Here is a 25405-nt window from a genome sequence, read left to right as displayed (position 1 = left end):
GAAGTCCTAACAAAAATTTGAATGTCCACTAAACCACCAACCAAAATGAAAAAACTACTCTCAATCCTATTGTTACTGACAATTTTTGCTTGTCAGAAAGATAAGCAAGAAGCAGATTTAATAGTCACAAACGCCAACATATACACCGTAGATAATAATTTCAATAAAGCAGAAGCATTCGCAGTAAAAGACGGAAAAATAATTGCTGTTGGTACAACGTCTGAAATCGATGACAATTATAAAGCTATTGATACCATCAACGCCAACGGAAAAACACTGTTACCAGGTTTTATTGATGCCCATTGTCATTTTTTAGGATTAGGATTTAATCAGCAAGCTGTCGATTTAGTTGGAACAAAAAGTTTTGAAGAGCTAATGAAACGCGTATTGGATTTTCAAAATGAAAATAACAACCAATATATTTTAGGTAGAGGTTGGGACCAAAATGATTGGGAAGACAAACAATTTCCGAACAAAGCATTATTGGATAAATTGTATCCTAAAACACCAATAGCTTTAATGCGCATAGATGGACATGCTATTTTGGCCAATCAAGCCGCCTTGGATTTAGGAAACGTAACAATAAACAGTACAATAGATGGAGGAGAAGTCGTTGTTGAAAATGGAAAACTGACAGGTATATTGATTGATAATGCGGAGAGTCTAGTCATGGAGCATTGGCCAAAACCAACAAAAATGGACCAAGCGGAAGCATTGCTTGAGGCCCAGAAAATTTGCTTCGATTTAGGGTTAACAACGGTCGATGATGCAGGATTAAGCAGAGAAGCCATTGAAACTATAGAAAACCTTCAAGAATCAGGCAAATTAAAAATGCGTATCTATGCGATGGTTTCGCATACTAAAGACAATCTGGATTACTTTTTAGAAAAAGGCATTACTAAAACTGACCGACTCAATGTGCGTTCGTTCAAATTTTATGCAGATGGAGCTTTAGGATCAAGAGGCGCCATGCTTAGAGCGCCTTATTCTGATAAACCGGGTCATTTAGGATTGCTGGTTACCGATTTGGAAGCCCTTAAAAAATCAGCAGAGCGCATTGCAAATTCAGAATTTCAAATGAATACGCATGCCATAGGAGATTCGGCTAATCACGCCGTATTGGATATCTACAACAAAGTCCTTAAAGGAAAAAAAGACAGACGTTGGCGTGTAGAACACGCACAGATTGTATCGCCAGAGGATTTTGAGTTGTATAAAAATGTAATGCCCTCCATTCAACCAACACATGCTACAAGCGATATGTATTGGGCCGAAGACCGCGTGGGAGCAGAACGTATAAAAGGCGCCTATGCCTATAAGCAATTACTGGAAGCCTACGGAAAAGTAGCATTGGGAACCGATTTTCCTGTGGAGCGCGTGAGTCCGTTTTTAACGTTTTATGCTGCTGTTGCACGTCAGGATTTAGAACAATATCCTGAAGGTGGTTTTCAGATGGAAAATGCATTATCTAGGGAAGAAGCTTTAAAAGGTATGACCATTTGGGCAGCCTATTCAAATTTTGAAGAAGATGAAAAAGGAAGCATTGAAGTTGGAAAATTTGCCGATTTTATCATTTTGGATAAAGATATTATGACGGTTGATGCTAATGAGATTCCTAATATTAAGGTTTTGAGAACTGTTGTTGGAGGGGAAGTGCAATAGTATCGAAGATTTATTCGAACTTAATATGGTTTTTACACTGAGATGCTCAGAGGGAAAGCACAGAGAATCACGGAGAAATCAGTTTAAATTTTATACAATGTTTTATTAAGAACCACCAAAGGCTCCGTGTATCTCTGCGAATCTCCGAGTAACTCTGTGTAGTAACTCAATATATCCGCGCCAAATAATCAAAATGCAAGCCATCCATAACCTTATCGCATTTCAGCCCAACAGTTAAACACGCCGTTTTCAAAGTTTCAAAATCGAGATACAACCATTTCATTGGCGCTTCGTTTTCGCCTCTGTAAGACAGAAAATAATCCAATTCACCAGGATAACCTTGGTTGAGGTCTAACCACATGCCGCCATCCTCATCTTCATACATATAAGAGATGTCAGAAGAATCAATTAAGATTTGACCTTTAGGACTTAATAGCGATTTCAAATGCTTCAAATAGTTAGAAACTTGGGATAATTCTTCAAAAATTCCAGTACCATTCATTAACAATAAAATGGTATCAAAAGTTTCGGTTTCCTCCAGAAGTGGTTTTAATTCAGCATTTAAAATACCACGCTTTTCTGCCACTTCAATCGCGCCTTCAGAAGTATCAATGGCTTTTACGGTTAAACCTTTTTCTTGTAACCACAACGAATGACTTCCTCCGCCACAACCTACATCTAAAACGTTTCCTTGGGAGAGTTGCAGTGCTTTCTGTTCCAGTTTTGGCATTTCAGAATAGGTTCTAAATAAATAGGGAAGCGGTAATATATCTTCTTCTGAAATATTGGTAGAAGTTATAAGGTCTTCAGTATAATTTCCGTTGTGATAATCTAATAATGCTTTTCCGAAGAGGTCTTTCATATGTAATTAGTATTGAAATTCAGTTAGAGTGATTTTGATAGTCAAAGGGGTTAAAAATATGAAGCCATAAATACACGTATTTTATCTTCTTGTATTATATGGCTAAAAAAAGTCTTTAGATTTTTATTCTTGTAATTGCTATAAGATACTTCGTCACAAATTTTTTTATGAGTATAGTTCATTTATTAGTGAATTGGTGGCAAAAAATAACGTATTTGGTTTTAATCCGTTCAATCTGTTGATTTCTAATTTTCTCAAAATTGTATCGAGAACTTTACTTAAATTTGCGATATGCAAGACCAAATCAATAACCTTCCAAAGCTTGCCAAAGATAAGCATAAGGAGAATAAAACTTTTTTTACGAAGCTAAAAAAGAAACCGCCAAAGCAATTGGATTATCTGATGCAGGAATTGCACGAGGAAGAATTTGAACGTACCGATTGTTTAGAGTGTGCCAATTGTTGCAAAACCACAGGGCCATTATTTACAGATAAGGATATTCAGCGTATTGCTAAAGCGTTTAAAATGAAAGCACAGCAATTCATTGAAACCTATTTGCGTTTAGATGAAGAAAATGATTATGTATTGCAATCTGTTCCTTGTACGTTCTTAGGCGCTGATAATTATTGTTCTATTTATGAGGTAAGACCAAAGGCCTGTCGGGAATTTCCGCATACGGATCGAAAAAAATTTCAGCAGATAGCCAGCTTAACAATGAAGAATGTTGCTATTTGTCCAGCAGCATATAATATTGTTGAAGAAATGAAAAAGAGAATAGAATTGTAAGAATTGTCTTTTCGGAATAATTTTTGATATTAAAATGATTAAAAAAAATAAGTATGAAAAACTATTTAATAAAAGCTTTTTTTATTCTTTTTACCATAAATATGTCCCATGCGCAACCATGGATGACCAATTTGGAGATTGCGCAAAGCTTAGCCAAGGTGCAGAATAAAATGGTTTTGATGGTTTGGGAGGAAGCGACAACCTATCCATATCACGTTTTGGTAGAATTGGATGATGGGAGAACAGCGTTTATTCAAAATATGTTTGAAGACGAAACTGTTAGCCCATTAATTTGGAAACATTTTGTACCTGTCATAGTAAATGAGAATCGTTATGCCGATTGGTATCCCGAAATCAAGGGCAGAAGATCCCAAAAATATATCGATAAATTTAATGACGATTCCATAAAAATAATGGATATTCATGGTAATATTTTAAATGTTTCCAGTCATCTTAATAGTTACCAAAATATTAGTACTTTAATTCGGGATTATGCCTTAAATACAGAGTTTATAGAGCATGAATTAAAGGGCTACCAAATAAAGAAAGATTTTTATTCCGCCTACTATTTAGCTTCAAAATATCTGGATTTTTCAATGTATTTAAAAGAAGACATCAGAAAAGAAATTATTGACTTATCAAATATCTATTTAGATGAAGCTGCCAGATTCATAGAAGCAAACCCAGAAGAAGATCAGCTTGCATTAACTCAACGCGTAGAGCTTTTAAAAATTCAAGAATACTTAATTACACAGCGTCCCAAAAAAGTACTTCGGCAACTCAGACGAATGGACGCCAAAAATGTTGAACCCAATAATCAGACTTTTGCGGCATTTCTATATTATACGGCTTATCAGATTTTAAATGATGAAAACGATGCTGCACCATGGAAATCTAAACTTTCTTCAGTAAATTTGAAGAAAGCGCAAATGCTTATAAATCTTAACTCTTAAACGCATTGGAAACCATCATTACCTATTTTGAAACCATTCCTTCGTCACACCGAAGTCTTATTTTGGTTGGTGGACTCACGTTTTTTTGGGTGTTGGAAGGTGGTTTACCGTTATTTAAGTTTACATACAAAAAATGGCAACATGCCATCCCAAATCTCTTTTTTACATTAACTACTGTTGCTATCAATTTCGCTTTGGCGTTTTTACTTTTAGGCGCTGCAGATTGGGTAAAAGCTAATGATTTCGGAATTATCAATTGGTTGCCTCAAATGCCACTTTGGCTTTACGCCTTGTTAGGTGTAGTATTGCTCGATTTTTTTGGTGCTTACTTAGCGCATTATGTGGAACACAAAGTAAAACCGTTATGGATGGTGCATTTGGTTCACCATACCGATCATAACGTTGATACGACCACGGCCAACAGGCATCATCCCATAGAAAGTTTAATTCGATTTTCGTTTACACTACTTGGTGTTTTTGTGGTTGGGACTCCAATTGCTTTGATTATGATTTATCAGGCCATGTCACTCATATTTACCCAGTTTACACATGCGAATATAAAAATGCCAAAAGGTTTGGACAAAGCATTGAGTTACCTCATTGTGTCGCCAGATATGCACAAGACGCACCATCATTTTAGATTGCCTTATACCGATTCTAATTATGGAAATATTTTGAGTATTTGGGATCGTATGTTTGGGACCTATAGGTATCTGGATCGTGAAAAATTAAAATATGGCGTCGATGTGTTTCCCGATGAAATAAAAAACAGCAATATCAAGGATTTGCTAAAACAACCGTTTCAGAAATATGAAAAATCAACGCTTTCGGCAGATCTTGACAATTAGTGCAGTTGCATTTTTAACTCTTTTAGGTATGAGCTGCAATCCAGAACAAGAACGCATCGATATTCAAGGTCATAGAGGATGCAGAGGTTTGTTTCCAGAAAATTCTTTGCCAGCTTTTGAAAAAGCCATCGATTTAGGGGTGAAGACACTCGAGTTGGATATCGTGATTTCAAAAGATAAAAAGGTGGTGATTTCTCATGAACCCTTTATGAACCCTTTAATTTGCTATGATTTAAAGGGCGAAAGTATTCCAGATTCATTAGAAGCACATTACAATTTGTACCAAATGGATTATGATGAAATTAAGCAGTTTGACTGTGGTTCAAAATTTCATCCAACCTATCCTAATCAGGAAAAATTAAAAACTTATAAACCGTTATTATCTGAAGTTTTTGATTTGGTAAAAGTGAAGCATTCAGATGTTAAATTTAATATTGAAATTAAATCTGAACCTAACTATTATCGCATTTTTACGCCAGAACCCAAAGCTTATGTAGCCTTGGTATTGGATGAAATTAAAAAGAATGGTATGCTTAATCGTGTAAATCTTCAATCTTTTGATTTGGCCATTCTTGAAGAAATTAATAAGCAATCGCCAAAGATGAAAGTGGCTTTGCTAGTGGAAGACAATGAAACGATTGAACAAAAACTTGATGAACTGTCCTATCAGCCAGAGATTATAAGTCCTTATTTTAAATTGTTAACGTCAGAATCGGTTAAGGACTATCAGTCGAAAGGTTATCAGATTATTCCTTGGACCATTAACGATGAAAAGGACATGAAGCAAATGATAGCATGGAATGTTGATGGTATTATTACGGATTATCCGGATAAGCTCGTTGAAATTCTAAAACAATAAAGTTTTTAACAGACTTATTAACAAAACAAGCGTTTGTTCTAATATTTATGTAGTTTGTGGATGATTTGTCAATTATTTCGTTCAAACCACTTATGTTTATTTGGGATTAATTAAATTTTGTTGCTTTAAATCACGCCTTGTGTAACTTAAAGTGTTTACTGTTTTGAAAAATTTAATCCGTATCTGTCTCGTCATAATTCTCCTTTTTTTATTAGGTTTTACGCTTCAAGCGCAAGAACAACCTTTTGCTAAACTCGAAAAAAACAGAAACGTCCAAGCCAAAGGTTTGATTCATCAATTAAATACCACAAAAGACACGCTGATTCTTAAAAGTGATAAAATTATTAATTCACTCTACACCATAAACAAAAACTACACACGAGAGCTTGATTTTGAAATTGATTCAACCGCATATAAGTTGCCGTTGAATACATTATCTAAAGGAAAACATGTAATTGTGGCGAGACAATCGCCAATGAAAATTGTATTTGTTATAAAAATTTTAAGGGACATTCCTAAAAAAGAGCCGGAAGCTATTAGTGCCGTAGAACCTACCAAGGTTGTGTTTACTGCTAATTAATTAGTTTGGTATATCAAATACTTACTTCGCATGCTTTTATAAGCTTCTAAATCAGCTTGCCAAGTCGCTTTAATTTCGGTTTCGGATAATCCAGCTTCAATCTGTTTCTGCAAAGCAGCCGTTCCTGCATGGGTTGTGAAGTTGGACGTGTTGAATACTTTAGTTTTATCAGTAGCGTGGTTGTAAGCATCCATAATATATTTCAAGGTGAAATGTCTTTCTGCCTTCACATTAGATAAATCAGCGCCATAGCAAAGTTCATTTTCATGTTTGGGATATTTAGACCCGAAATTGGCAACAGGCGTATAACTAAACGCATAATAATTCTTATCTAAAAACGGAGCACCATAACGCTGAAACTGAAATTCAGTACCTCTACCAGCATTGATATTGGTGCCTTCAAATAAGCCTAAACTTGGATAAAGTATTATCGATTGGTCATTCGGAAGGTTTGGAGAAGGTCTAATGGGTAAGCTATAAAAAGACTCGTGATTATAATTCGCCATCTCTATAATTGTAATATCACAAGTTAAGCCCTTATACAGCCAAGCCTCACCATTAATCATTTTTGCGTATTCACCTAAAGTCATGCCGTGAACTAATGGAATAGGGTGCATGCCTAAAAAGCTACTGTGTTTTGTTTCTAAAACAGGACCATCAACATAATTGCCATTGGGATTTGGTCGGTCTAAAATTAGGAGTGGAATATTTTGCTCGGCGCAAGCTTCCATAACGTAGTGCAATGTTGAGATATAAGTGTAAAACCGAACACCCACATCTTGAATATCAAAAAGCATAATATCTATATTTTCAAGCTGCGACGCTGTTGGTTTTTTATGCTTGCCATGGAGAGAGTAAATATGTAGACCCGTTTTGGTGTCTTTGCCATCTTTTACCAATTCACCAGCATCTGCCGTGCCTCTAAAACCATGTTCTGGTGCGAAAACTTTTTTGACATTGACTTTTAGTGAAAGTAAAGAATCAATGAGGTGACTGTAGTTCAGGAAACTAGCTTTTCGTGTTTTGTCCCTAAATATTACAGAAGTCTGATTGGCCACTACGCCAACATTCTTTCCTTGTAATAAAGGAAGATATGCTGCCGTTCTATTGGCACCAATAATTATGGATTTATCATCGGTTACATTGTCACTGAGCGGATTCGAAGTGGTCTCTTCGAGCTTCGAGCTTCGCGCTTCTAACTTCTCAGTTTCAGACTTCACTCGATGGCCACAAGAAAATGTAAGAGCAGATATGGTAAGAATTATCGAGAATAAAACTGTATTTTTGACAACCTTTAAAAGCATAGAGTAGGTTTGAATTTCGAGTTATTTATAGCTAAACGTATAATTGGCAATAAAACGTATAAAAGTAGTGTTTCGGCACCAATAATTAAAATTGGTATCGCAGCAATTGCTATTGGTATCATTGTAATGTTGATTGCAATTGCCACAGGTTTGGGCTTACAACAGAAAATTAGAGACAAGGTTGTAGCATTTAACGGTCATATAGAAATCACTAATTACGATACCAATGCCTCGGACGAATCTCAGGTGCCCATTTCAATCAATCAAGAGTTTTATCCAAATTTTAATACGGTTGAAGGTATAAAACACATACAAGCCGTTGCCACAAAATTTGCCGTAATAAGAACCGAAACCGATTTTGAAGGTGTCGTTGTAAAAGGCGTGGGTGCGGATTATAATTGGGATTATTTTAAAGAGTTTTTAATTGAAGGTCGATTGCCAGATTATACAAAAGAGCGCAATGAAGAAGTCTTAATTTCAGAATACCTCGCTAATCGCTTAGGCTTCAAAATTGGCGATAAATTCCAAACTTTATTTACGGATCAAATCGATCGTTTGCCTAGAATCATGAATTTTGAAGTGGTTGGTATTTATAATTCGGGTTTTCAAGAACTCGACGAAAAATTTGTGATTGCAGATCTAAGGCATATTCAACGTCTGAATAAATGGGAATCTGACCAAATCGGCAACTTTGAAGTTTTTATTGATGATTTTTCCCAAATTGAAGAAAAAACAGTTGAAGTTTATAAGGCTATTCCATCCTTAATGAATGCCACTTCAATTACGCGAAAATACTATACTATTTTCGAGTGGATTAAGATTTTTGACAACAATACTTATGGCATTATTGCCATTATGATTATCGTTGCTGGGATTAATATGATTACGGCATTGTTGGTTTTAATCCTGGAACGTACCCAAATGATCGGTATTTTAAAAGCGCTTGGTAGCTCAAATTGGACCATCAGAAAAGTATTTCTATACAACGCTTCCTACCTCATTGGTTTAGGGTTGCTTTGGGGAAATATTATTGGTTTAGGCTTGTTGTTCGCACAGAAGTATTTTAAACTATTTCCGCTAAATCCAGACACTTATTATGTAAGTAATGCACCAGTTTACATCAGTTGGGATTATATCATCATACTTAATATCGGAACGTTTGTAGCTTGTTTGTTAATGCTGTTGATTCCTTCCGTAATAATTTCTAAGATTTCGCCCGTAAAGGCGATTCGGTTCGACTAAAAAAGTAAGCAGTCCGCAGTCTTCAGTTCGCAATCGCGATATAGATTAATTTGAAAGATTGAGTTTATAGTTTAAGGTAATCTCATGAATCTTAGTGTCGCCTTGGTCTCCCTTCGTGTAACAGAACAACTTTGGAATTTAGTTTTTTGTATTTGAAAATTGTGTTTTCCATTACATAACATTTAACGTAACTTTGCACTTTCGAAAAAACAACTATGGATTACGCAGAAAATATATTAGGTACAATAGGAAATACACCATTGGTTAAAATGAATAAACTAGTGGAAGACTTACCTTGTTTAGTACTCTCAAAATACGAAACTTTTAACCCAGGAAATTCCGTTAAGGATCGAATGGCTGTGCAGATGATTGAGGATGCAGAAGCTGATGGTCGTCTAAAACCTGGAGGCACTATTATTGAAGGTACCTCAGGAAACACGGGAATGGGATTGGCACTGGCAGCCATTGTAAAAGGCTACAAATGTATTTTTGTGATTAGTGATAAACAGTCCAAAGAAAAAATGGATATTCTTAGAGCAGTAGGTGCTGAGGTAGTAGTTTGCCCAACCGATGTGGAGCCAACCGATCCTCGCAGTTATTATTCCGTTTCAAAACGGTTAGGGGAGGAAACCCCGAACTCTTGGTATGTTAACCAATATGATAACCTGAGTAACACCAAAGCCCATTATCAAAGTACAGGGCCGGAAATCTGGAAACAAACCGATGGCAAAATCACGCATTTTGTGGTTGGTGTGGGTACAGGTGGTACTATTTCTGGTGTTGGAAAATACCTAAAGGAACAAAACCCGAATATTAAGGTTTGGGGAGTTGATACTTATGGTTCTGTATTTAAGAAATATCACGAAACGGGAGTGTTCGATGAAAATGAAATCTATCCTTATGTAACCGAAGGTATTGGTGAAGACATTCTACCAGAAAACGTTAATTTTGAAATCATAGATGGTTTTACCAAAGTTACCGATAAAGATGCTGCGGTTTATACCCAAAAATTGGCAAAGGAAGAAGGTATGTTCTTGGGGAATTCTGCAGGAGCAGCCATAAAAGGTGTATTGCAATTAAAAGAACATTTTAAACCAGAGGATGTCGTTGTGGTTTTATTTCACGATCATGGCAGCCGTTATGTGGGCAAAATGTTTAACGATGATTGGATGCGTGAGAAGGGTTATATTGAGTAACATATTCTTGATACAGCAAAAATCATTTTACATAGAAAAGCAAAATCCTGAATAGTATTCAGGGTTTTTTTATTTCGAGAACGTGGTAAAATTTATGTGATCTCACAATTAAATCTGACCCAAACGTTTACTTAAATAATAGTCTAATCTATTCTGGTAAATTCAAACGATCTAAATTTCAATATTGAAATACTAAAATTTATTATTACTTTTATAACGAATTTAATCACAGCTGTATTTTGAATCCCAATCTGTTATTAGTAGATGACGATGAAGACGATAGAATGTTCTTCCAAGAGGCTATTAAAGAAATTGATAGAGGTATTCATTTTGTTAGCCTTAAGAATGGGCACGAAGCTTTAAATTATTTAGAGGCTTGCGCTTCTTTGCCAGATGCCATATTCCTAGATATTAATATGCCAATTGTAGATGGGTACAAATGTTTAAAGCAACTTAGGTCTAATACCAATTATGACGGTATTGTGGTTTTTATGTACTCCACGTCTTATATTCCGGAAACAGCCATTAAATTACAAAATGCAGGTGCTGATTTTTACATTCGGAAACCTATAAGTTTTAACGAACTTAAACAACTTATTGAAAAAGCATTAAACCTATTACCTCAGGTCGCATTAGAAAATAAAAACGACAACAATTTCTTCATCACAAATGAAAAGTAATACTAAGAGCTTATACTTTTTAAATGATGGAGGAGAAATGGGCGAAATTATGCGCGCCAAGGATTGGTCCAAAAGCCCTGTTGGCGTAATTCAAAATTGGCCATCAAGTCTTAAGACAACGTTGAGTATAATGCTCAATTCAAAATTTCCCATGTTTCTCTTTTGGGGACCTGATCATATTTGTTTTTACAATGACGCCTACAGACCGAGTTTGGGAAACGAAGGAAAACACCCAGAAATTCTAGGTCAGAAAGCAGAAATTTATTGGTCAGAAATTTGGGATATAATCGGTCCACAGATTTATTCAATTCTAGCAGGAGGACCTGCCACATGGCACGAGAATCAACTTGTGCCTTTCTACAGGAATGGTCAAATAGAGAATATTTACTGGACTTACAGTTATAGTTGCGTAAAAAATGAATCAGGCAATATAGAAGGTGTGTTTGTTACCTGTACGGAGACAACGAACAGCTTCGTAAACCTCGCAAAACTTGAAGAAAGCAATGACGAATTGGAATTTGCTATAAACGCGGCTAATTTAGCTACTTGGGATTATAATCCATTAACCAATAAACTTAAAGGTAATAAACGTTTAAAAAATTGGTATGGACTGCCTTTTAAAAATGAACTTTTATTAGAAGATGCCCTTGCTGCTATAATTGAATCCGATAAGGATAGAGTGATTGCGCAAATCGAAAAATCCATAGGAGATTATAAATCTGGCGGTAAATATGATATCACCTATAAAATTAAAAATAATAAAACGCAACAAGCACGCACAGTCCGAGCCTTAGGTCGTGCATGGTTTAATGAAGATAAAATAGCCTATAGATTTAACGGTATTTTACAAGATATTACTAAGCGCGAAAAAGCTGTTAATGAGTTAAAGGAAAGTGAAGAACATTTCAGAAATTTAGTTAAAAATGCGCCAATCGCCATGGCCATTTTAGATGTCAACAATTTTATTGTTAAAATGGCTAATGATGCGGTGTTGGAAATATGGCAAAAATCGTATAAAGAAACTATTCAAAAACCCCTTTTTGAAGTACTTACAGAAATTAAGGATGGAATTCTTCCCATTTTTGAAACTGTTATAAAAACTAAGCGGGCACAACACGGTTACGAATATCCTTTTTTATTGACACGTAATGGGATTACACGAAAGGAATACTTTAATTATACATTTCAACCCATAATAAAAAATGATAAAGTCGTAGAAATAGTGATTATAGGATTTGAAGTTTCCTACATGGTTAGGGCGAGATATGAACTTCAAGAATCGCAGAAACATTTTAAGAATTTTGTGGAACAGTCGCCAATTGCCATGGGTATTCTCAGAGGTGAGAATTTAACTATAGAAATGGCAAATGACAGTTTGCTCAACACCTTTTGGCGTAAAAAGAGAAAAGATGTTATAGGAAAAGATTTATTGGAGATATTTCCGAATCTAGTAAATTCAAAATATCCCCAAATTTTAAAAGATATTGTCCGTACTGGAGTTGGAGTATCGGAGAATGAATCTTATGCTGTAGTCAAAAGTGATGATGGAGAAAAAGAGTTTTACGTAGATTATGAGTATCAACCATTAACTGAGTTAGATGGTTTAGTTTCAGGGATAATGATTACGACAACAGATGCTACCGAACGCGTTTTAGCCCGTAAAAAATTAGAAAAATTTTCCAAAAACCTAGAACAGCAAGTTCAGCAACGCACCCAACAGCTAAATACGGCTAATAAAAAATTGCAACGTTCATTAGTTAGCCTTCAAAAAACCAATGATGAGCTCGAAGCTTTTGCCTATGTCTCTAGTCATGATTTGCAAGAGCCACTTAGGAAAATACAAATGTTCACCAATATGCTAGCGGAACGGGAAGCCAAAAACTTTTCAGAAAAAGGTAAACAGGACATTGATAAAATCTTACAATCTGCGCATCGCATGCGTACGTTGATAGAAGACTTATTGGAATATTCTAGAAGCAATGATACAAGTGTAGAAACTAAATCAACCAATTTACAGGATTTATTGATTCAAGTGATTGAGAATTTGAATTCTAAAATCGAATCATCAAATACGTCCATAACTTATGATGACCTTTGCACGGCTAGGGTTGTTCCGTTTCAAATAAGACAAGTATTCCAAAATCTAATTGAAAATTCCATAAAGTTTGCACAACCAGATAAAAGTCCAAAAATTCAAATAACAACAGAAAAAGTGATTGGCAAAACAACGGGAATTAAAATTTTGGAAAATAACAAGACGTATTGCAAAATATCTTTTCAGGATAACGGAATTGGCTTCCAGCCCGAACACGCACAACAAATTTTTGAACTCTTTAAAAGACTTCATGGTAAACTAGAATATCAAGGCACAGGTATTGGCCTTGCTATAGTGAAAAAAATAGCTGAAAACCATAATGGCGCAGTTACCGCAAAAGCAAAACCGAACAAAGGCGCTCAATTTTCATTGTATTTGCCAGTAGATTGAATGTAGTAAGATTGGACTATTGAGATTATTTTAATTGCTTATAGTATTGTGACTTTAATTCTTTGTTGAGTCAAATAATTTTTATCACGTGCTTAAAAAATAAGTCATGAATTCTTAAAGTTTAGCATACCTTATTTGGGTTATCTTTAAATTAAGCAATTTAATAAGTATTGGAGTCTTTTTTAATTCAGTTAGAAAATATTGGATATGTGTTAATTCAGTCCAATTAATTAGTGGAATTTAAGGACATTATAAAATCATAATATTGGCATACAGCTTTGAAACAATGAATTCGTATTTCGTCATTTTAGTAATTATAGGTATCACATCGCTTTTTGCTAGTTTCTTACCTATTTTATTAAAACGATTCAAAATAAGCTTTACCATTCCATTACTCCTTTTTGGTGGTATTCTTTATTATCTCAACACGCCTTTGCCATGGCCAGATCCTGTATGGCCTGTTGATCTTGCGCTTCGATTTTCAGAATTAGTGGTAATTATTAGTCTTATGGTGGCAGGACTCAAAATTGGACTTAATTATTCTTGGAAAGAATGGCAAAATCCGTTGCGACTTATTGGGATAACGATGCCATTATTTATAGTGGCAGTTTTTTTGATTTCATATTATATTTTGGGACTGGAAGGACATGTGGCTTTATTATTGGCGGCAGTTTTGGCTCCGACCGATCCTGCATTGGCGTCAGAAATTCAATTAAATGAAAAACAATCACCATCTGATAAAAATGTTGGTGTGCAGTATAACCTCACGGCTGAAGCAGGTCTTAACGATGGCTTAGCTTTTCCCTTCGTGTTTCTGGCAATTTTATGGTCAAAAAATGGAACTTTACAAGCTGAACAATGGAAAGAATGGTTAAGTTTTTATGTGGTTTATAAGGTGGTCGTTGGTGTTTTAGTAGGTATTGCTATAGGTTATGCCTATAGTTTTTTAACACAAAAACTTTCAGAGCAGTTGGAGCGTAAAATCCATCAAGCTTTTGTGGCAATTTCGTTGACATTATTAGCTTATGGTATTGCAGAATTATTAAAATCCTATGGATTTATGAGTGTGTTCTTTGCTGGTTTGTTTGCAAATTATCATCAACATACCGATGGAAAACAACATTTAAGTGATCCAAATCTTCATTTTATTACCAATGTCGAAAAATTCCTTATTATTTTTTGGATGATATTCTTTGGAGGCTCTGTGATAGCTGGTATTCTAAACTTTAATACACTTTATACAATTATTTTTGGAGTGCTATTGGTACTTATATTACGACCGGTTTTGGGTTATGTGGCATTATATGGAACCAATTTAAACCAGAAAAAAAAGTTGGCCATTTCGTTTTTTGGAATTAGGGGTATTGGGTCAGTCTTCTATCTTACTTTTGCCATAAAACACGGAAATTTTGAAAACCTGAACATAATATATTCTATCGTTGCTCTGGTAATATTAGTGTCTATTTTAGTGCACGGCATTTCAGTAAAACGAAGTACGGAAAAAATTGAGGATTAATTATGGATCTCGAAGGAATCATAGGAATTGCAGCTGGAGTCTTTACAACCATAGCAGTATTACCTCAAATATATAAAGCGATAACAACTAAAAAAGTTAAGGATGTAAGTCCTTATATGTTCGTGATTTTATGTTTGGGCGTTGGTCTTTGGACGGTTTACGGCATCTTAAAAAATGATTGGCCCATCATCATCACAAATGGTATATCTTTCATTTTTAATAGTATAATGCTTTATATCGTTTATACGCAAAATGAAGATTAATTTTTTGACGAAAGAGAATCTTTAATTCTATTGATGGATCGATTCCATTTTTTGTAAACTTCGATAGGCTCTGGATAATTGGTCTCAGCCAATAGCTCAGGAAACAACCAAGGCGCATGAATTCTATTGTCTTCAACGCGCTTTAATTCGGTAATCCATTTGGCTATAAAATCATTGGCTTTGTACTTTAAACTTTGGTGTACGGGATTGGTATAGTAAATTTCAAAAGCCTGCATGTGCCAGTTCATCCAATTGGAGCTAACGTCGTAATCTATTAATCTACTTTCAAAATATGCGGCTCCCTAAGTCCAGTCAATATTTAAATCCCTCACAAAATAACTAGCGCAATTCACTCGACCACGATTACTCATATAACCAGTTTGGTTAAGTTGGCGCATATGAGCATCGATAAAGGGAATTCCGGTTTTACCGCTCTGCCAACGTTCAAATTTTTCGGTGTCATTTTCAAAATCAACGGTTTTATTTTTATAACCTTTGGTGAAGAATATAGCATTGCCCATACGCATGCCTTTGAAGGTAAAATAATCACGCCAAACTAATTCAAAAACCAGCCACCACGTACTTTGGTTTTTCTATATTTTCTCTTCATAATCTTCGACCGCTTCATAGATTAAGCGTGCAGATATACAGCCTAATGCCAAGTATGGAGAGAATTTAGAACTGTAATCCATTCCTATAGATTGATTGCGAGACCAACGATAGCCAGTTAATAATTCAGACTCAAAAGTGTAGTATCTTAAACGTTCCAAAGCCTTGTCTTCGCCACCTTCCACATAAGGTTTGGCAGTTCCATACGCTTCTTTTGTGAATCCGAATATTTTATAATCTGGAAAGTTATTAGATGATGCATCTGGATGCGCGTTGATTTTTTCTGGTGCCTTAAAGGTTGGTCTTGGTGTGCTTTCTTTAGAAGTCGGAATGCGATAAGCTTTGCTAGTTAAAGGAAGATCCGCTATTGAAAACGGAATATCATCCTTATGATATAGCGTTTTTCCCCAATATAATTGAAAGTTGATTTCTGGCAGGACATTTTTCAAATTTCGAATGAGATCCAATTCTTCCTTTACATATTCCTGTTCGGCATAAATCGTTGAAATATTGAATGTTTTAACAAGCTTCGGAATATCCATAGCAGCGCCTTTATGGCCAATAATGAGATGCCCATCAATAGCTTCGAGGTTTTTTTGAAGATTGGTAATGGATTGTTCTAAAAACTTAAACCGATTGGCATTTGCTTTTCTAAAATTTAGAGGCAACGTTTCAAACAAATAGGGTTCAACACTATAGCATAAAACAAGTTCATCGCATGTTGCAATTGCAGCACAAAGGGCTTCGTTATCGTGCAGTCTTAAATCATTTTTAAACCATACTAGGCCTGTTTTCATTGGATTAATTGTTGTTTTTTCCTCGACTCATTCATCTTTCAATTTCTCTTTTTCTTCATCAATTTTTCCATCAACTTCATCTTTGGAAATCAAAGGATGGTCTTCGCCTAATCCGATAATAGCAATGAGATTGGTAACGGCATTGTATAGCATTAAGATTACGGTAATCATCATACCGCTGATAATAGAGGTGGAACCAAGGGTGGCCCAATAAATAATTTTGTACCAATTGGTTGGTACTTCTTCAGATTCAATAATTGGAATATTAAAAAACTGAAATAAAATCAATGCTGAAATGAATAAGATTACATCGAATTTTGCAATACTCAGCACTTGTTTATAATGCTTTTTTCGCAGCGTATCTTGCGAGCCATAACTAACACTCAATAAGGTTAACAATAGTGCCAGAATAGTTGCGGAAGCCAATACAATAGTATTGCAAAGCATGTTTAACCCATTAAGTGAAACCTTTAATAAGTGTTTGGCTTCGTAACCTGTTACATTGCCCAAGAGAAAAATACCTGCTCCTGTAAATAAGGTGGCAATGAGACCTCCGTAAATGGCGTTTTTATTGCTTTTCAGAAAATTAAACATCGCTAGTATCTACATCAGTTAACATTTCTTTTGCCATATTCAAATCCTCACTATTGTGAATAACGGAAATATCACCAGTGCTTTCAAAAATTACCGCTCTTACGTCATTGAAATTATGGACATTGGCTTCTCTTAATTTGGCGATTAAATCATCTTCTCCAACATTGCAGCGTTTTAATTTTTTGTATAATATTTTTCCGTTATACATAATCAGTTGTGGCTTATTGGTAAATAGGTTTTTTATAGTGTCATTCTTTCTCACCAAAAAAGAGAAGAACGTTTGAAAAGCAATAATAGTTGCCAAGGCTATGGCGCCTTTCATCAAGGAATAATCATTGTTCAAAATAATGGAGGCCAATACCGAACCCACGGCAATGGTCGATGCAAAATCGAAACTCGACATTTTTGCAAAGGTTCTAAGCCCAAATATTCTTGTGATCACAATAATTATTGAAAATATTCCTAAAACGGAAAGGATTAACCAAATAGCGTCTTCAATAGTCATGATTCTTGTTTTTAGGAAATTTAGTTGAAAGGCAATTATATTGTTAATTCTTATGCTCGAAATGATAACTGATTTAGGCAAACAATCTAAATGATATAATTCATGAAATTAAATGCGTCAATCATTAATTTAATGGAGTAAGAAAATTTTAATTAGTCCTTATAATTTTGAAGTATGGATTGAAGCGCTTCAATTTTTAGAAGATTATATCAATTAAAAGTTAGAATTTAATATGATGCCATTAGACACTATTATAACCGAAGATTTTCAAAAGGAACTAGAATCTGAATATAAAGCATTCATCTTGAAGCAAAAGCATCCTTGCATTATGGCAAAAACCGTTTTTTCACAAGAAAACTATCATTTAAAGATATATGAAGATATAGGCAAAGAGACGTCGTTAAGCGCTTTAATGGATGATTTGAGAACATATATTAACCAATACAACTTTGATTCTAACACCTTTGAATCGTTCATCGCTGTTTTTCCGAATAACCATTTTGAAACTGAAATCGATTTTGAAAAAGCCTTATGGAAAACCCTTCAAAAGTTACATTATTTAGACGATTCGGAATGGGACACATCTGTAAGTGAAAATCCTGAGGATACTAATTTTAGTTTTAGCCTCAACGGAAAAGCATTTTATATAGTTGGGCTGCATCCCAACAGTTCTCGCAAAGCAAGACAAACACCATACACTGCAATTGTATTTAATTTACACTGGCAGTTTGAACGGTTGCGTGACATGGGAACCTATAAAAAAGTAAAAAAACGAATACGAAAGCGAGACAAAAAATTGCAAGGTACCATAAATCCGGTGCTAAAAGATTTTGGAAAAGATTCTGAAGCCAAGCAATATAGTGGAAGAGCAGTGGGTAACGACTGGAAATGTCCGTTTCAATCTAAATCCCAATGGGCATGAAAACCGTAAATAAAATAGAAAAGCAAACAGGAAAAGCCTTTAAGCTTAAAAAAGGCGAAGTGCTAACGGTTATTGATCCAATGGGACAACAAGTTAGCGATATGGTATTGTTTAATGCCAATGATTACAAAGAGAAATTATCCTCAGGTAAAACTATGGATTTTGAAGAATCCATATTACTATCAACAGGAAATTTTCTGTGGAGCAACCGCTCACAAAAAATGGCAGAAATTATTGAAGATACCAATGGACGCAATGATTTTTTGCTGGCACCATGTAGCAAGGAAACTTTTGAGATTATGTACAATTGTAAGGAAGAACATCCTAGCTGCCTGAACAATCTTTCAAAAAATTTAGAGCCGTTTGGCATCGCTATTGACGATATTCCGACCGCATTTAATATTTTTATGAACGTTCAGTTTAATTCCGAAGGAAAAATTTCTGTGTTGCCACCATATTCAATCGCTGGAGACTATGTGCAATTTCAAGCTCAAATGGATTTGTTAGTCTGCTTAACGGCATGTTCGGCAGAAGATAGCAATGGTGGTACATTTAAACCTATTCATTATACAGTTACAGCACAATAGAATTGCATCGAAAATAAATAAATGCAACGAGAATTTAGATTAATTCTATATATAGTTGAACTGTTTAATTCTGTTGCGCCCAATCTCTATACATTCCGTATTGTACTTCATTGAGTATGGCATTAAGATGTTTACCTTCTTCTTTTCTGATATCTTCTGCTGTCATTTGGGAATTACCATTATTCAAATCATCACGAACTGCTTTTATGCTCGCTTCAAATTTTCTTTGTTGTGCTTCGGTCATTTCCAATTCCTTCATCATTTTTTGGGTTCTGGCATCAAAATCACGAATATCGCTAGAGGTATTGCGTTTTGTATTTGAGCGCTTGTCATTGTTGTCTGCTGTGTCATTATTAGAAGTATAGCTTTTTTTTGGAGTTGGTTTTTTATAAGCTGTGTATAAAAGCGAGGCACTGGTCGCTAAAATTGAAAGGCCAATAATATTTTTTAAAATTTTCATAATACCTTAAGTTTAATTTGTAGTCGTAAGATAAAATATAATGATGGTAATGATGTACTTATTTAAATGCAACATTGTCTCATTTAATTATTAAACTAATGTTTAATTGTCTGATATTAAACTTTGCAATTCGATAATTTTTATGCGTCAAAAAATCATTGAACTGAGGTAATGGAACACTAAGTTCTATTCTAATTTTAGTCTGAATTAATAAATTAAAAAACAGATATATTATGAAAGATTTAAAAGGATTATTTGAGCATCAACTAAAAGATTTGCATAGTGCAGAATCTCAATTGGTGGATGCCTTACCAAAAATGGCGCAGAAAGCGTCAAATTCTAAATTGAAAGATGCGTTTGAGGATCATTTAAAAGAAACAAAGGATCAAAAGCAACGCTTAGAGGATATCTGTAGTGAATTGGATATTAAGCCAACAGGTGAAACGTGTAAAGCAATGGAAGGCTTAATTAAGGAGGCCGAAGGTTTTATGGATGAAGCTGATAACAATGATGTTATGGATGCTGGACTTATTGCCGAAGCACAACGTGTAGAACACTACGAAATTTCTGGATATGGAACTGCGGTAAGATATGCCAAGGAATTAGGGCATAATGATATTGCCTCTAAATTGCAGAAAACATTAGATGAGGAATACAATGCTGATAATAAATTAGATAAATTGGCAGAAAACAGATTAAATGAAAAAGCGAAGTAAATAGGCTATATTGTTTCAATTTTAAAAGATATAACTTATCTAAATTTAAAACCAGAGCACTTAGTGGCTCTGGTTTTATGGTTTAATCTAAACCTTGACAATTTAAACCTTCTCACAGCATAAGTATAGAAGTGATTAATAAGAAAATTATCATTTTCGAATTCTAAGGATATAAAAGCTTTTTTTCTTTCGCAACAAATGTCTATTTTAGTACATGCAAGAAGATTTCCTTCACTATATCTGGAAACATAAAGCCTTTGATGCGTCCAACTTAAAGACAACAAAGGGAGACATTATAGTAATATCGAATTTAGGGCAGCACAACCATAATGCTGGTCCAGATTTTTTTAATGCACAACTCAGTATTGGAGAACAGCTTTGGGCTGGCAATGTGGAGATTCATATCAAATCTTCGGATTGGTACGTTCATCATCACGAAACGGATAAAGCTTACGATAATGTGATTTTGCATGTAGTTTGGGAGCACGATACCGAAATATTTAGACAAGATAATTCTGAAATTCCAACCTTGGAATTGAAACACTATGTCGATAAGAACTTAATCCATAACTATCAAAAACTCATACAATCAAAAACGTGGATCAATTGTGAAACGAGTTTCTCTGAAGTTGATGATTTTCTACTTAATAATTGGTTAGAACGCTTGTACATCGAACGCTTAGAGCTAAAATCTGAAACCATTCAGCAATTACTCGAGGATTCCAATAACGATTGGGAGGCGGTTTTGTTTAAGATGCTATTAAAGAACTTCGGTCTCAAAGTCAATGGAGAAGCGTTTCTCAGTTTGGCAAATTCAATCGATTTTTCAGTTATACGAAAGCTTCAAAACAATGTTTTAGATCTGGAAGCGTTGTTTTTTGGACAATCAGGATTACTTTCAGAGGAGCATATTGAAGAGGCGTATTATACTAATATGAAACATCGCTACGGGTTTTTAAAACAGAAATTCAATTTGGATAGTCATAGCGTTTTGCCTTTACAATTTTTTAGATTACGACCACCAAATTTCCCGACCATTCGTTTGTCGCAATTTGCAAATTTATACAGTTTAGAGCAGAATTTATTTTCAAAAGTGATACAATTCAACACGCGAGACGAGTTTTATAAATTCTTCAATTTGGGAGTTACCGGTTTTTGGAGAACGCATTACACCTTTGCTAAAAGTTCGAAAGTAACTAAAAAAGCCTTGACCAAATCATTCATCGATTTACTCATCATCAACACCTTAATCCCTTTAAAATTCAGTTACACAAAAGCACAAGGGAAATCGGTTGAAGATGCGGTGTTTCAGCTAATCAAAGAACTTAAAATTGAAAACAATAGTATCGTCTCAAAATTTCTAGACTTAAAACCAATAGAAAAAAACGCCTTAAATTCACAGGCCTTATTGCAATTAAAGCAGTACTACTGTGATAAAAATAAATGCCTGCAATGTGCTGTTGGAAATAGTTTGATTGTTAAGTAATATTATTAAATTGCAGCATGAACTGGTTCTATACGCTATTATTATATTTTCAAAAACGGGGCTATTACGTTTGTCAACGTATTGCCGACCGTTTGGGTATAAGGGCTAAAATTGTGAGAACCTCATTTATGTACCTTACTTTCGTCACTGTGGGTTTTGGATTTGCATTATATTTATTCTTGGCGTTTTGGATGCGAATTAAAGATATTATTTATACTAAACGCTCTTCGGTTTTCGATTTATAATTACACTGGTATTGCATGGATAATCCACTTTTAAGACTTTATAGATCAAAGATATACACCGCCATATTGATGCTGGTTTTGTTGTTGGCAATTGGTTTTTTAGGCTATAGGTTTATTTCTGGTTACGAATGGCTCGATGCCATCTACATGACGGTTATTACCATTACTACAGTTGGTTTTGCAGAAGTAAATCCATTGGATACACAATCCAAAATTTTTACCATCTTTCTGATTTTAACAAGTGTCGTTATCGTAGGCTATGCCATATCCATTATTACAGAATTCATTTTAAGCAGAAATAATATTGAGGACATAAAACAACGTAAGATGCAAAAGAAAATAGAAGCCATGACGAACCACATTATTATATGTGGCTATGGACGAAACGGTAAGCAAGCTGCAAAAAAATTATTGGCCTACGAAAAGCCCTTTATTATCATTGAGCGCAATAAGGAGGTTATTGAAAAATTTCAAGATGATGATGTTTCCTTTGTTTTTGGTAACGCCAGCGAAGACGAAATCTTATTGTTTGCAGGAATAGATAGGGCAAGTACGCTGATTTGCGCTTTGCCAAGCGATGCCAATAATTTGTTTATTGTGTTATCCGCAAGACAGATTAATCCTAAGTTATCCATAATCAGTCGAGCGTCCGAGGAAACGTCGTATGATAAGTTGAAATTAGCAGGCGCCAACAATGTTATTCTTCCAGATAGAATTGGTGGCGACCATATGGCATCTTTAGTTGTAATTCCAGATTTGGTAGAGTTTATAGATAATTTAGGAATTGTAGGTCAACGCAACATTAATATTGAAGAAGTAAAAGTTGAACAATTGTATAACGCTTCCGAAGAAAGAACTATAAGAGACTTGGATTTAAGAAAAAAAACAGGTTGTACTGTGATTGGTTTTAAGGATGATAAAGGTGAATACATTGTGAATCCTGAAGCGGATACAAAATTAATTCCTGGGTCTAAGATTATTGTTTTGGGTCGACCGGAACAGATTCAGAAATTAAATTCAGAATACAATATCGTCTAGCTCATATAGCCATTTTAACGCATCAAACTTTAAAAGTTCAATATTTTTTAGCATCTTGTCAACTTTATTAACCAAAACTAACTAATAACTACACTCATGAAGAAATATCTTCTTATCCTTTTTACGCTTATATTACCTTTATCGATTATAGCTCAAGAGCCGGTTTCAGAAGAAACAACCTCTCAAAAAATCGATAGAAATTTCAAGAATTATACAGGTTGGTTTGTAGATGGTATTTTTTGGGAAATTCCGTTTGGCGAAATTGAAGAGGAAGTTATTTTAAACACTGCTTCTGAAGATATCCAAGCATTTAAGAAAGAAATTAAAAACGATACGGTTTATTTTAGTGAAATAAAAATGCCCAGTGTTAAGGTCGCTAAGAGCCTGACAATTAAATCGGGTCAAAATGTTTACGTAAAAGATGAGGCGACTATTGCTATTCCGCAAGCCTCGATAAACAATACAAATGATATTGTACTAATCGCAAAAACACCATATATAAGTATTCCTTGGGTATTGATTGTTTTAATAGGTGGTGCTTTGTTCTTTACCATTTATTTTAAATTCATAAATGTTACAGGCTTTGGATTGGCAATTAGAGTTGTAAGAGGTAAATATGAGGATATTGAGAAACATGGTGCAAATACTTTATATGGCGATGATGCGGTAACGGTAACTGATGATGGACAATTAATTGATTCAGATAAATCACAAGCAGATACTTTATATGGCGATAGTACACCAAATGAAGGCGAAGATCTTCCCGAAACCATAAGGGATGAAAGTGCAGATGGAGAAGTGTCGCACTTTCAAGCTTTGACAGCTGCTTTATCCGCAACTGTAGGTTTAGGTAATATTGCAGGTGTTGCCGTTGCCTTGTCCATTGGTGGACCTGGAGCTACCTTTTGGATGATAGTTGCTGGACTTTTAGGAATGGCTTCAAAATTTGCAGAATGTACATTGGGTGTTAAATATAGAGATGTAGGAGAAGATGGAACCGTTTACGGCGGACCGATGTATTACCTAACCAAGGGTCTGAGATCCAAAGGCATGGGTGGTTTTGGTAAAGTTTTAGCTGTACTGTTTGCCATATTTGTCATTGGGGGTTCTTTTGGTGGTGGAAATATGTTTCAAGCTAATCAAGCTGCGGCACAATTTGTTAAAGTATTTGATTTAGATCCTGCTTCTAATGCAGGCCTTTATTTTGGTATTGTAATGGCGGTTCTAGTAGCTGTTGTAATTATTGGTGGTATTAAGCGTATTGCTAAAGTAACTGAAAAAGTAGTGCCTTTTATGGCTGGTATATATGTGTTAGCGTCTTTAATAATCCTTGGAGCTAATTTTACTTTAATTGATGATGCATTTGCGTTGATATTTGAAGGTGCTTTTTCAGGATTGGGAATAGCAGGTGGATTGATAGGAGTTATGATTCAAGGTATTAGAAGAGGTGCATTTTCAAATGAAGCAGGCGTGGGATCTGCAGCTATTGCGCATTCGGCTGTTCGTACAAAATATCCGGCTTCAGAAGGTATTGTTGCGCTTTTAGAGCCTTTTGTAGATACCGTTGTGATTTGTACAATGACCGCTTTGGTTATTGTAATTACAAATTTTGATGGTGGTTTTATGGAATATGGTGTTGAGATTAAGGAAGGTGTAGAAATTACAGCCACAGCTTTTGATTCTGTAATTCCACATTTCTCAATTATTCTTACCATTGCTGTGATCTTATTTGCGTTTTCAACCATGATTTCTTGGTCTTACTACGGTATGCAAGGTTGGGTATATTTATTTGGAAAGGGTAAAGTCTCGGATTTAGCCTATAAAATATTGTTTTTATTCTTCGTAGTTGTTGGAGCGTCAATTAGTTTAGGTGCCGTAATCAACTTTTCAGATGCCATGATTTTTGCCATGGTTGTGCCTAATATTATAGGTGTAATTATTCTATCGCCAATTATTAAGAAAGAATTAGCTAAATATTATAAAGCCATTAGTGTAAAAGAAGAAGCGATTGATGAAGGCGCAGATGATCTCAATGAAGTTTTATAGAAAGAAACTTATTTTCAATGGAGTATTTTTTAATTGGAATGCTTAATTTTAATATGATAAGACCTTTCAGGTTTTCAAAACCTGAAAGGTCTAAAAACTTGAACCTAAAAAATAGTTAAGAAATTCGACATTTAACGGTGTTTAAGTTTGTTTTAAATTTTAGA

25 protein-coding genes and 1 pseudogene are annotated in these 25405 nt (G+C 34.9%); 19 read left to right on the top strand and 7 right to left on the bottom strand.

Translation table 11 applies throughout. The annotated features are described in order from the left end of the window. Positions 1 to 45 precede the first annotated feature (45 nt). Positions 46 to 1662 (top strand): amidohydrolase, encoded by a 1617-nt coding sequence (locus tag HM990_RS13070; protein WP_178989367.1) that lies wholly within the window; start codon positions 46 to 48, stop codon positions 1660 to 1662. A gap of 166 nt (positions 1663 to 1828) precedes the next feature. On the opposite strand, the gene HM990_RS13065 is transcribed toward HM990_RS13070, so the two are convergent. Further along, positions 1829 to 2524, bottom strand: coding sequence for a class I SAM-dependent methyltransferase (locus HM990_RS13065; RefSeq protein ID WP_178989366.1), 696 nt, complete (start codon positions 2522 to 2524; stop codon positions 1829 to 1831). A gap of 291 nt (positions 2525 to 2815) precedes the next feature. Here HM990_RS13065 and HM990_RS13060 point away from each other — a divergent pair, with 291 nt between their 5' ends. The 5 genes from HM990_RS13060 (at position 2816) to HM990_RS13040 (ending at position 6550) form a co-directional block, all read left to right on the top strand. After that, entirely contained in the window at positions 2816 to 3310 is a 495-nt protein-coding gene (locus tag HM990_RS13060) for a YkgJ family cysteine cluster protein (RefSeq protein WP_178989365.1), read from the top strand. Positions 3311 to 3363: 53 nt separating this feature from the next. Beyond that, positions 3364 to 4263 (top strand): hypothetical protein, encoded by a 900-nt coding sequence (locus HM990_RS13055; protein ID WP_178989364.1) that lies wholly within the window; start codon positions 3364 to 3366, stop codon positions 4261 to 4263. A gap of 5 nt (positions 4264 to 4268) precedes the next feature. Beyond that, positions 4269 to 5111: a sterol desaturase family protein gene (locus tag HM990_RS13050; protein WP_178989363.1), complete on the top strand. Its 843-nt coding sequence runs from the start codon at positions 4269 to 4271 to the stop codon at positions 5109 to 5111. A gap of 28 nt (positions 5112 to 5139) precedes the next feature. Continuing rightward, the gene (locus tag HM990_RS13045) at positions 5140 to 5970 is read left to right on the top strand and encodes a glycerophosphodiester phosphodiesterase (protein WP_178989362.1); all 831 of its coding nucleotides are present in this window, start codon (positions 5140 to 5142) and stop codon (positions 5968 to 5970) included. Positions 5971 to 6133: 163 nt separating this feature from the next. Beyond that, positions 6134 to 6550, top strand: a complete 417-nt coding sequence (locus HM990_RS13040) for a hypothetical protein (RefSeq protein WP_178989361.1) — start codon at positions 6134 to 6136, stop codon at positions 6548 to 6550. On the opposite strand, the gene HM990_RS13035 is transcribed toward HM990_RS13040, so the two are convergent. After that, positions 6547 to 7854 carry an exo-beta-N-acetylmuramidase NamZ family protein gene (locus HM990_RS13035; protein WP_178989360.1) on the bottom strand — a complete coding sequence of 436 codons (1308 nt, stop codon included), beginning with the start codon at positions 7852 to 7854 and terminating at the stop codon, positions 6547 to 6549. The two genes, HM990_RS13040 and HM990_RS13035, sit on opposite strands and share 4 nt — an antisense overlap. A 9-nt stretch (positions 7855 to 7863) precedes the next feature. Here HM990_RS13035 and HM990_RS13030 point away from each other — a divergent pair, with 9 nt between their 5' ends. The 6 genes from HM990_RS13030 (at position 7864) to HM990_RS13005 (ending at position 15236) form a co-directional block, all read left to right on the top strand. Beyond that, positions 7864 to 9096 carry an ABC transporter permease gene (locus HM990_RS13030; protein WP_178989359.1) on the top strand — a complete coding sequence of 411 codons (1233 nt, stop codon included), beginning with the start codon at positions 7864 to 7866 and terminating at the stop codon, positions 9094 to 9096. Positions 9097 to 9311: 215 nt separating this feature from the next. After that, a complete protein-coding gene (locus HM990_RS13025; RefSeq protein ID WP_178989358.1) occupies positions 9312 to 10292 on the top strand; it encodes a PLP-dependent cysteine synthase family protein in 981 nt (326 codons plus the stop codon). A 239-nt stretch (positions 10293 to 10531) separates the two neighbouring features. After that, on the top strand, positions 10532 to 10972 hold the full coding sequence (locus HM990_RS13020; protein WP_178989357.1) for a response regulator: 441 nt from the start codon (positions 10532 to 10534) through the stop codon (positions 10970 to 10972). Then, a complete protein-coding gene (locus tag HM990_RS13015) occupies positions 10962 to 13457 on the top strand; it encodes a PAS domain-containing sensor histidine kinase (RefSeq protein ID WP_178989356.1) in 2496 nt (831 codons plus the stop codon). The genes HM990_RS13020 and HM990_RS13015 overlap by 11 nt, the downstream gene beginning before the upstream one ends. A gap of 286 nt (positions 13458 to 13743) precedes the next feature. Next, positions 13744 to 14973 carry a cation:proton antiporter gene (locus HM990_RS13010; protein WP_178989355.1) on the top strand — a complete coding sequence of 410 codons (1230 nt, stop codon included), beginning with the start codon at positions 13744 to 13746 and terminating at the stop codon, positions 14971 to 14973. Positions 14974 to 14975: 2 nt separating this feature from the next. Next, a complete protein-coding gene (locus HM990_RS13005) occupies positions 14976 to 15236 on the top strand; it encodes a SemiSWEET family sugar transporter (RefSeq protein WP_178989354.1) in 261 nt (86 codons plus the stop codon). Here the strand turns inward: HM990_RS13005 and HM990_RS19895 are convergent. The 4 genes and pseudogenes from HM990_RS19895 to HM990_RS12990 form a co-directional block, all read right to left on the bottom strand. Continuing rightward, positions 15233 to 15757: pseudogene (locus tag HM990_RS19895) on the bottom strand (FAD-binding domain-containing protein). The gene HM990_RS13005 and the pseudogene HM990_RS19895 sit on opposite strands and share 4 nt — an antisense overlap. 72 nt (positions 15758 to 15829) lie before the next feature. After that, on the bottom strand, positions 15830 to 16642 hold the full coding sequence (locus tag HM990_RS19890) for a deoxyribodipyrimidine photo-lyase (RefSeq protein ID WP_229719268.1): 813 nt from the start codon (positions 16640 to 16642) through the stop codon (positions 15830 to 15832). A 27-nt stretch (positions 16643 to 16669) separates the two neighbouring features. Further along, positions 16670 to 17236, bottom strand: coding sequence for a hypothetical protein (locus HM990_RS12995; RefSeq protein WP_178989353.1), 567 nt, complete (start codon positions 17234 to 17236; stop codon positions 16670 to 16672). After that, the gene (locus HM990_RS12990; protein WP_178989352.1) at positions 17229 to 17741 is read right to left on the bottom strand and encodes a DUF421 domain-containing protein; all 513 of its coding nucleotides are present in this window, start codon (positions 17739 to 17741) and stop codon (positions 17229 to 17231) included. The genes HM990_RS12995 and HM990_RS12990 overlap by 8 nt, the downstream gene beginning before the upstream one ends. A gap of 232 nt (positions 17742 to 17973) precedes the next feature. Between HM990_RS12990 and gntA the strand changes: the two genes are divergently transcribed. Both gntA and HM990_RS12980 read left to right on the top strand, forming a co-directional pair. Further along, a complete protein-coding gene (gene gntA / locus HM990_RS12985; protein WP_229719267.1) occupies positions 17974 to 18663 on the top strand; it encodes a guanitoxin biosynthesis heme-dependent pre-guanitoxin N-hydroxylase GntA in 690 nt (229 codons plus the stop codon). Beyond that, positions 18660 to 19250, top strand: a complete 591-nt coding sequence (locus HM990_RS12980) for a DUF1989 domain-containing protein (protein ID WP_178989351.1) — start codon at positions 18660 to 18662, stop codon at positions 19248 to 19250. Before gntA ends, HM990_RS12980 begins: the two co-directional genes overlap by 4 nt. A 64-nt stretch (positions 19251 to 19314) precedes the next feature. Here HM990_RS12980 and HM990_RS12975 read toward each other — a convergent pair whose 3' ends face one another. Then, entirely contained in the window at positions 19315 to 19710 is a 396-nt protein-coding gene (locus tag HM990_RS12975; protein ID WP_178989350.1) for a hypothetical protein, read from the bottom strand. A 233-nt stretch (positions 19711 to 19943) separates the two neighbouring features. Between HM990_RS12975 and HM990_RS12970 the strand changes: the two genes are divergently transcribed. From HM990_RS12970 to HM990_RS12950, 5 genes are all read left to right on the top strand, one after another. Beyond that, the gene (locus HM990_RS12970; protein WP_178989349.1) at positions 19944 to 20426 is read left to right on the top strand and encodes a YciE/YciF ferroxidase family protein; all 483 of its coding nucleotides are present in this window, start codon (positions 19944 to 19946) and stop codon (positions 20424 to 20426) included. A 214-nt stretch (positions 20427 to 20640) separates the two neighbouring features. Continuing rightward, a complete protein-coding gene (locus HM990_RS12965; protein WP_178989348.1) occupies positions 20641 to 21912 on the top strand; it encodes a DUF2851 family protein in 1272 nt (423 codons plus the stop codon). A gap of 17 nt (positions 21913 to 21929) precedes the next feature. Beyond that, positions 21930 to 22157: a PspC domain-containing protein gene (locus HM990_RS12960; protein ID WP_178989347.1), complete on the top strand. Its 228-nt coding sequence runs from the start codon at positions 21930 to 21932 to the stop codon at positions 22155 to 22157. Positions 22158 to 22172: 15 nt separating this feature from the next. Then, the gene (locus tag HM990_RS12955; protein WP_178989346.1) at positions 22173 to 23195 is read left to right on the top strand and encodes a potassium channel family protein; all 1023 of its coding nucleotides are present in this window, start codon (positions 22173 to 22175) and stop codon (positions 23193 to 23195) included. A 96-nt stretch (positions 23196 to 23291) separates the two neighbouring features. Further along, positions 23292 to 25241, top strand: a complete 1950-nt coding sequence (locus tag HM990_RS12950; protein WP_178989345.1) for an alanine/glycine:cation symporter family protein — start codon at positions 23292 to 23294, stop codon at positions 25239 to 25241. Positions 25242 to 25405 lie beyond the last annotated feature (164 nt).

This window comes from Winogradskyella schleiferi, assembly GCF_013394655.1.
Classification (GTDB): domain Bacteria; phylum Bacteroidota; class Bacteroidia; order Flavobacteriales; family Flavobacteriaceae; genus Winogradskyella; species Winogradskyella schleiferi.
Note: the sequence above shows the minus strand (reverse complement) of the source record. Positions and strands in the feature narration are given on the sequence as shown.

What these genes read in the sequence shown, in the direction of transcription:
- HM990_RS12960 (WP_178989347.1), top strand. Translation starts at nt 21,930, where the DNA reads ATGAACTGGTTCTATACGCTATTATTATATTTTCAAAAACGGGGCTAT.
- gntA (WP_229719267.1), top strand. Translation starts at nt 17,974, where the DNA reads ATGATGCCATTAGACACTATTATAACCGAAGATTTTCAAAAGGAACTA.
- HM990_RS13025 (WP_178989358.1), top strand. Translation starts at nt 9,312, where the DNA reads ATGGATTACGCAGAAAATATATTAGGTACAATAGGAAATACACCATTG.
- HM990_RS13060 (WP_178989365.1), top strand. Translation starts at nt 2,816, where the DNA reads ATGCAAGACCAAATCAATAACCTTCCAAAGCTTGCCAAAGATAAGCAT.
- HM990_RS13005 (WP_178989354.1), top strand. Translation starts at nt 14,976, where the DNA reads ATGGATCTCGAAGGAATCATAGGAATTGCAGCTGGAGTCTTTACAACC.
- HM990_RS13070 (WP_178989367.1), top strand. Translation starts at nt 46, where the DNA reads ATGAAAAAACTACTCTCAATCCTATTGTTACTGACAATTTTTGCTTGT.
- HM990_RS13055 (WP_178989364.1), top strand. Translation starts at nt 3,364, where the DNA reads ATGAAAAACTATTTAATAAAAGCTTTTTTTATTCTTTTTACCATAAAT.
- HM990_RS12965 (WP_178989348.1), top strand. Translation starts at nt 20,641, where the DNA reads ATGCAAGAAGATTTCCTTCACTATATCTGGAAACATAAAGCCTTTGAT.
- HM990_RS12975 (WP_178989350.1), bottom strand. Translation starts at nt 19,710, where the DNA reads ATGAAAATTTTAAAAAATATTATTGGCCTTTCAATTTTAGCGACCAGT.
- HM990_RS12980 (WP_178989351.1), top strand. Translation starts at nt 18,660, where the DNA reads ATGAAAACCGTAAATAAAATAGAAAAGCAAACAGGAAAAGCCTTTAAG.
- HM990_RS12955 (WP_178989346.1), top strand. Translation starts at nt 22,173, where the DNA reads ATGGATAATCCACTTTTAAGACTTTATAGATCAAAGATATACACCGCC.
- HM990_RS12950 (WP_178989345.1), top strand. Translation starts at nt 23,292, where the DNA reads ATGAAGAAATATCTTCTTATCCTTTTTACGCTTATATTACCTTTATCG.
- HM990_RS13065 (WP_178989366.1), bottom strand. Translation starts at nt 2,524, where the DNA reads ATGAAAGACCTCTTCGGAAAAGCATTATTAGATTATCACAACGGAAAT.
- HM990_RS12990 (WP_178989352.1), bottom strand. Translation starts at nt 17,741, where the DNA reads ATGACTATTGAAGACGCTATTTGGTTAATCCTTTCCGTTTTAGGAATA.
- HM990_RS12970 (WP_178989349.1), top strand. Translation starts at nt 19,944, where the DNA reads ATGAAAGATTTAAAAGGATTATTTGAGCATCAACTAAAAGATTTGCAT.
- HM990_RS12995 (WP_178989353.1), bottom strand. Translation starts at nt 17,236, where the DNA reads ATGTTTAATTTTCTGAAAAGCAATAAAAACGCCATTTACGGAGGTCTC.
- HM990_RS13015 (WP_178989356.1), top strand. Translation starts at nt 10,962, where the DNA reads ATGAAAAGTAATACTAAGAGCTTATACTTTTTAAATGATGGAGGAGAA.
- HM990_RS19890 (WP_229719268.1), bottom strand. Translation starts at nt 16,642, where the DNA reads ATGAAAACAGGCCTAGTATGGTTTAAAAATGATTTAAGACTGCACGAT.
- HM990_RS13035 (WP_178989360.1), bottom strand. Translation starts at nt 7,854, where the DNA reads ATGCTTTTAAAGGTTGTCAAAAATACAGTTTTATTCTCGATAATTCTT.
- HM990_RS13045 (WP_178989362.1), top strand. Translation starts at nt 5,140, where the DNA reads ATGAGCTGCAATCCAGAACAAGAACGCATCGATATTCAAGGTCATAGA.
- HM990_RS13010 (WP_178989355.1), top strand. Translation starts at nt 13,744, where the DNA reads ATGAATTCGTATTTCGTCATTTTAGTAATTATAGGTATCACATCGCTT.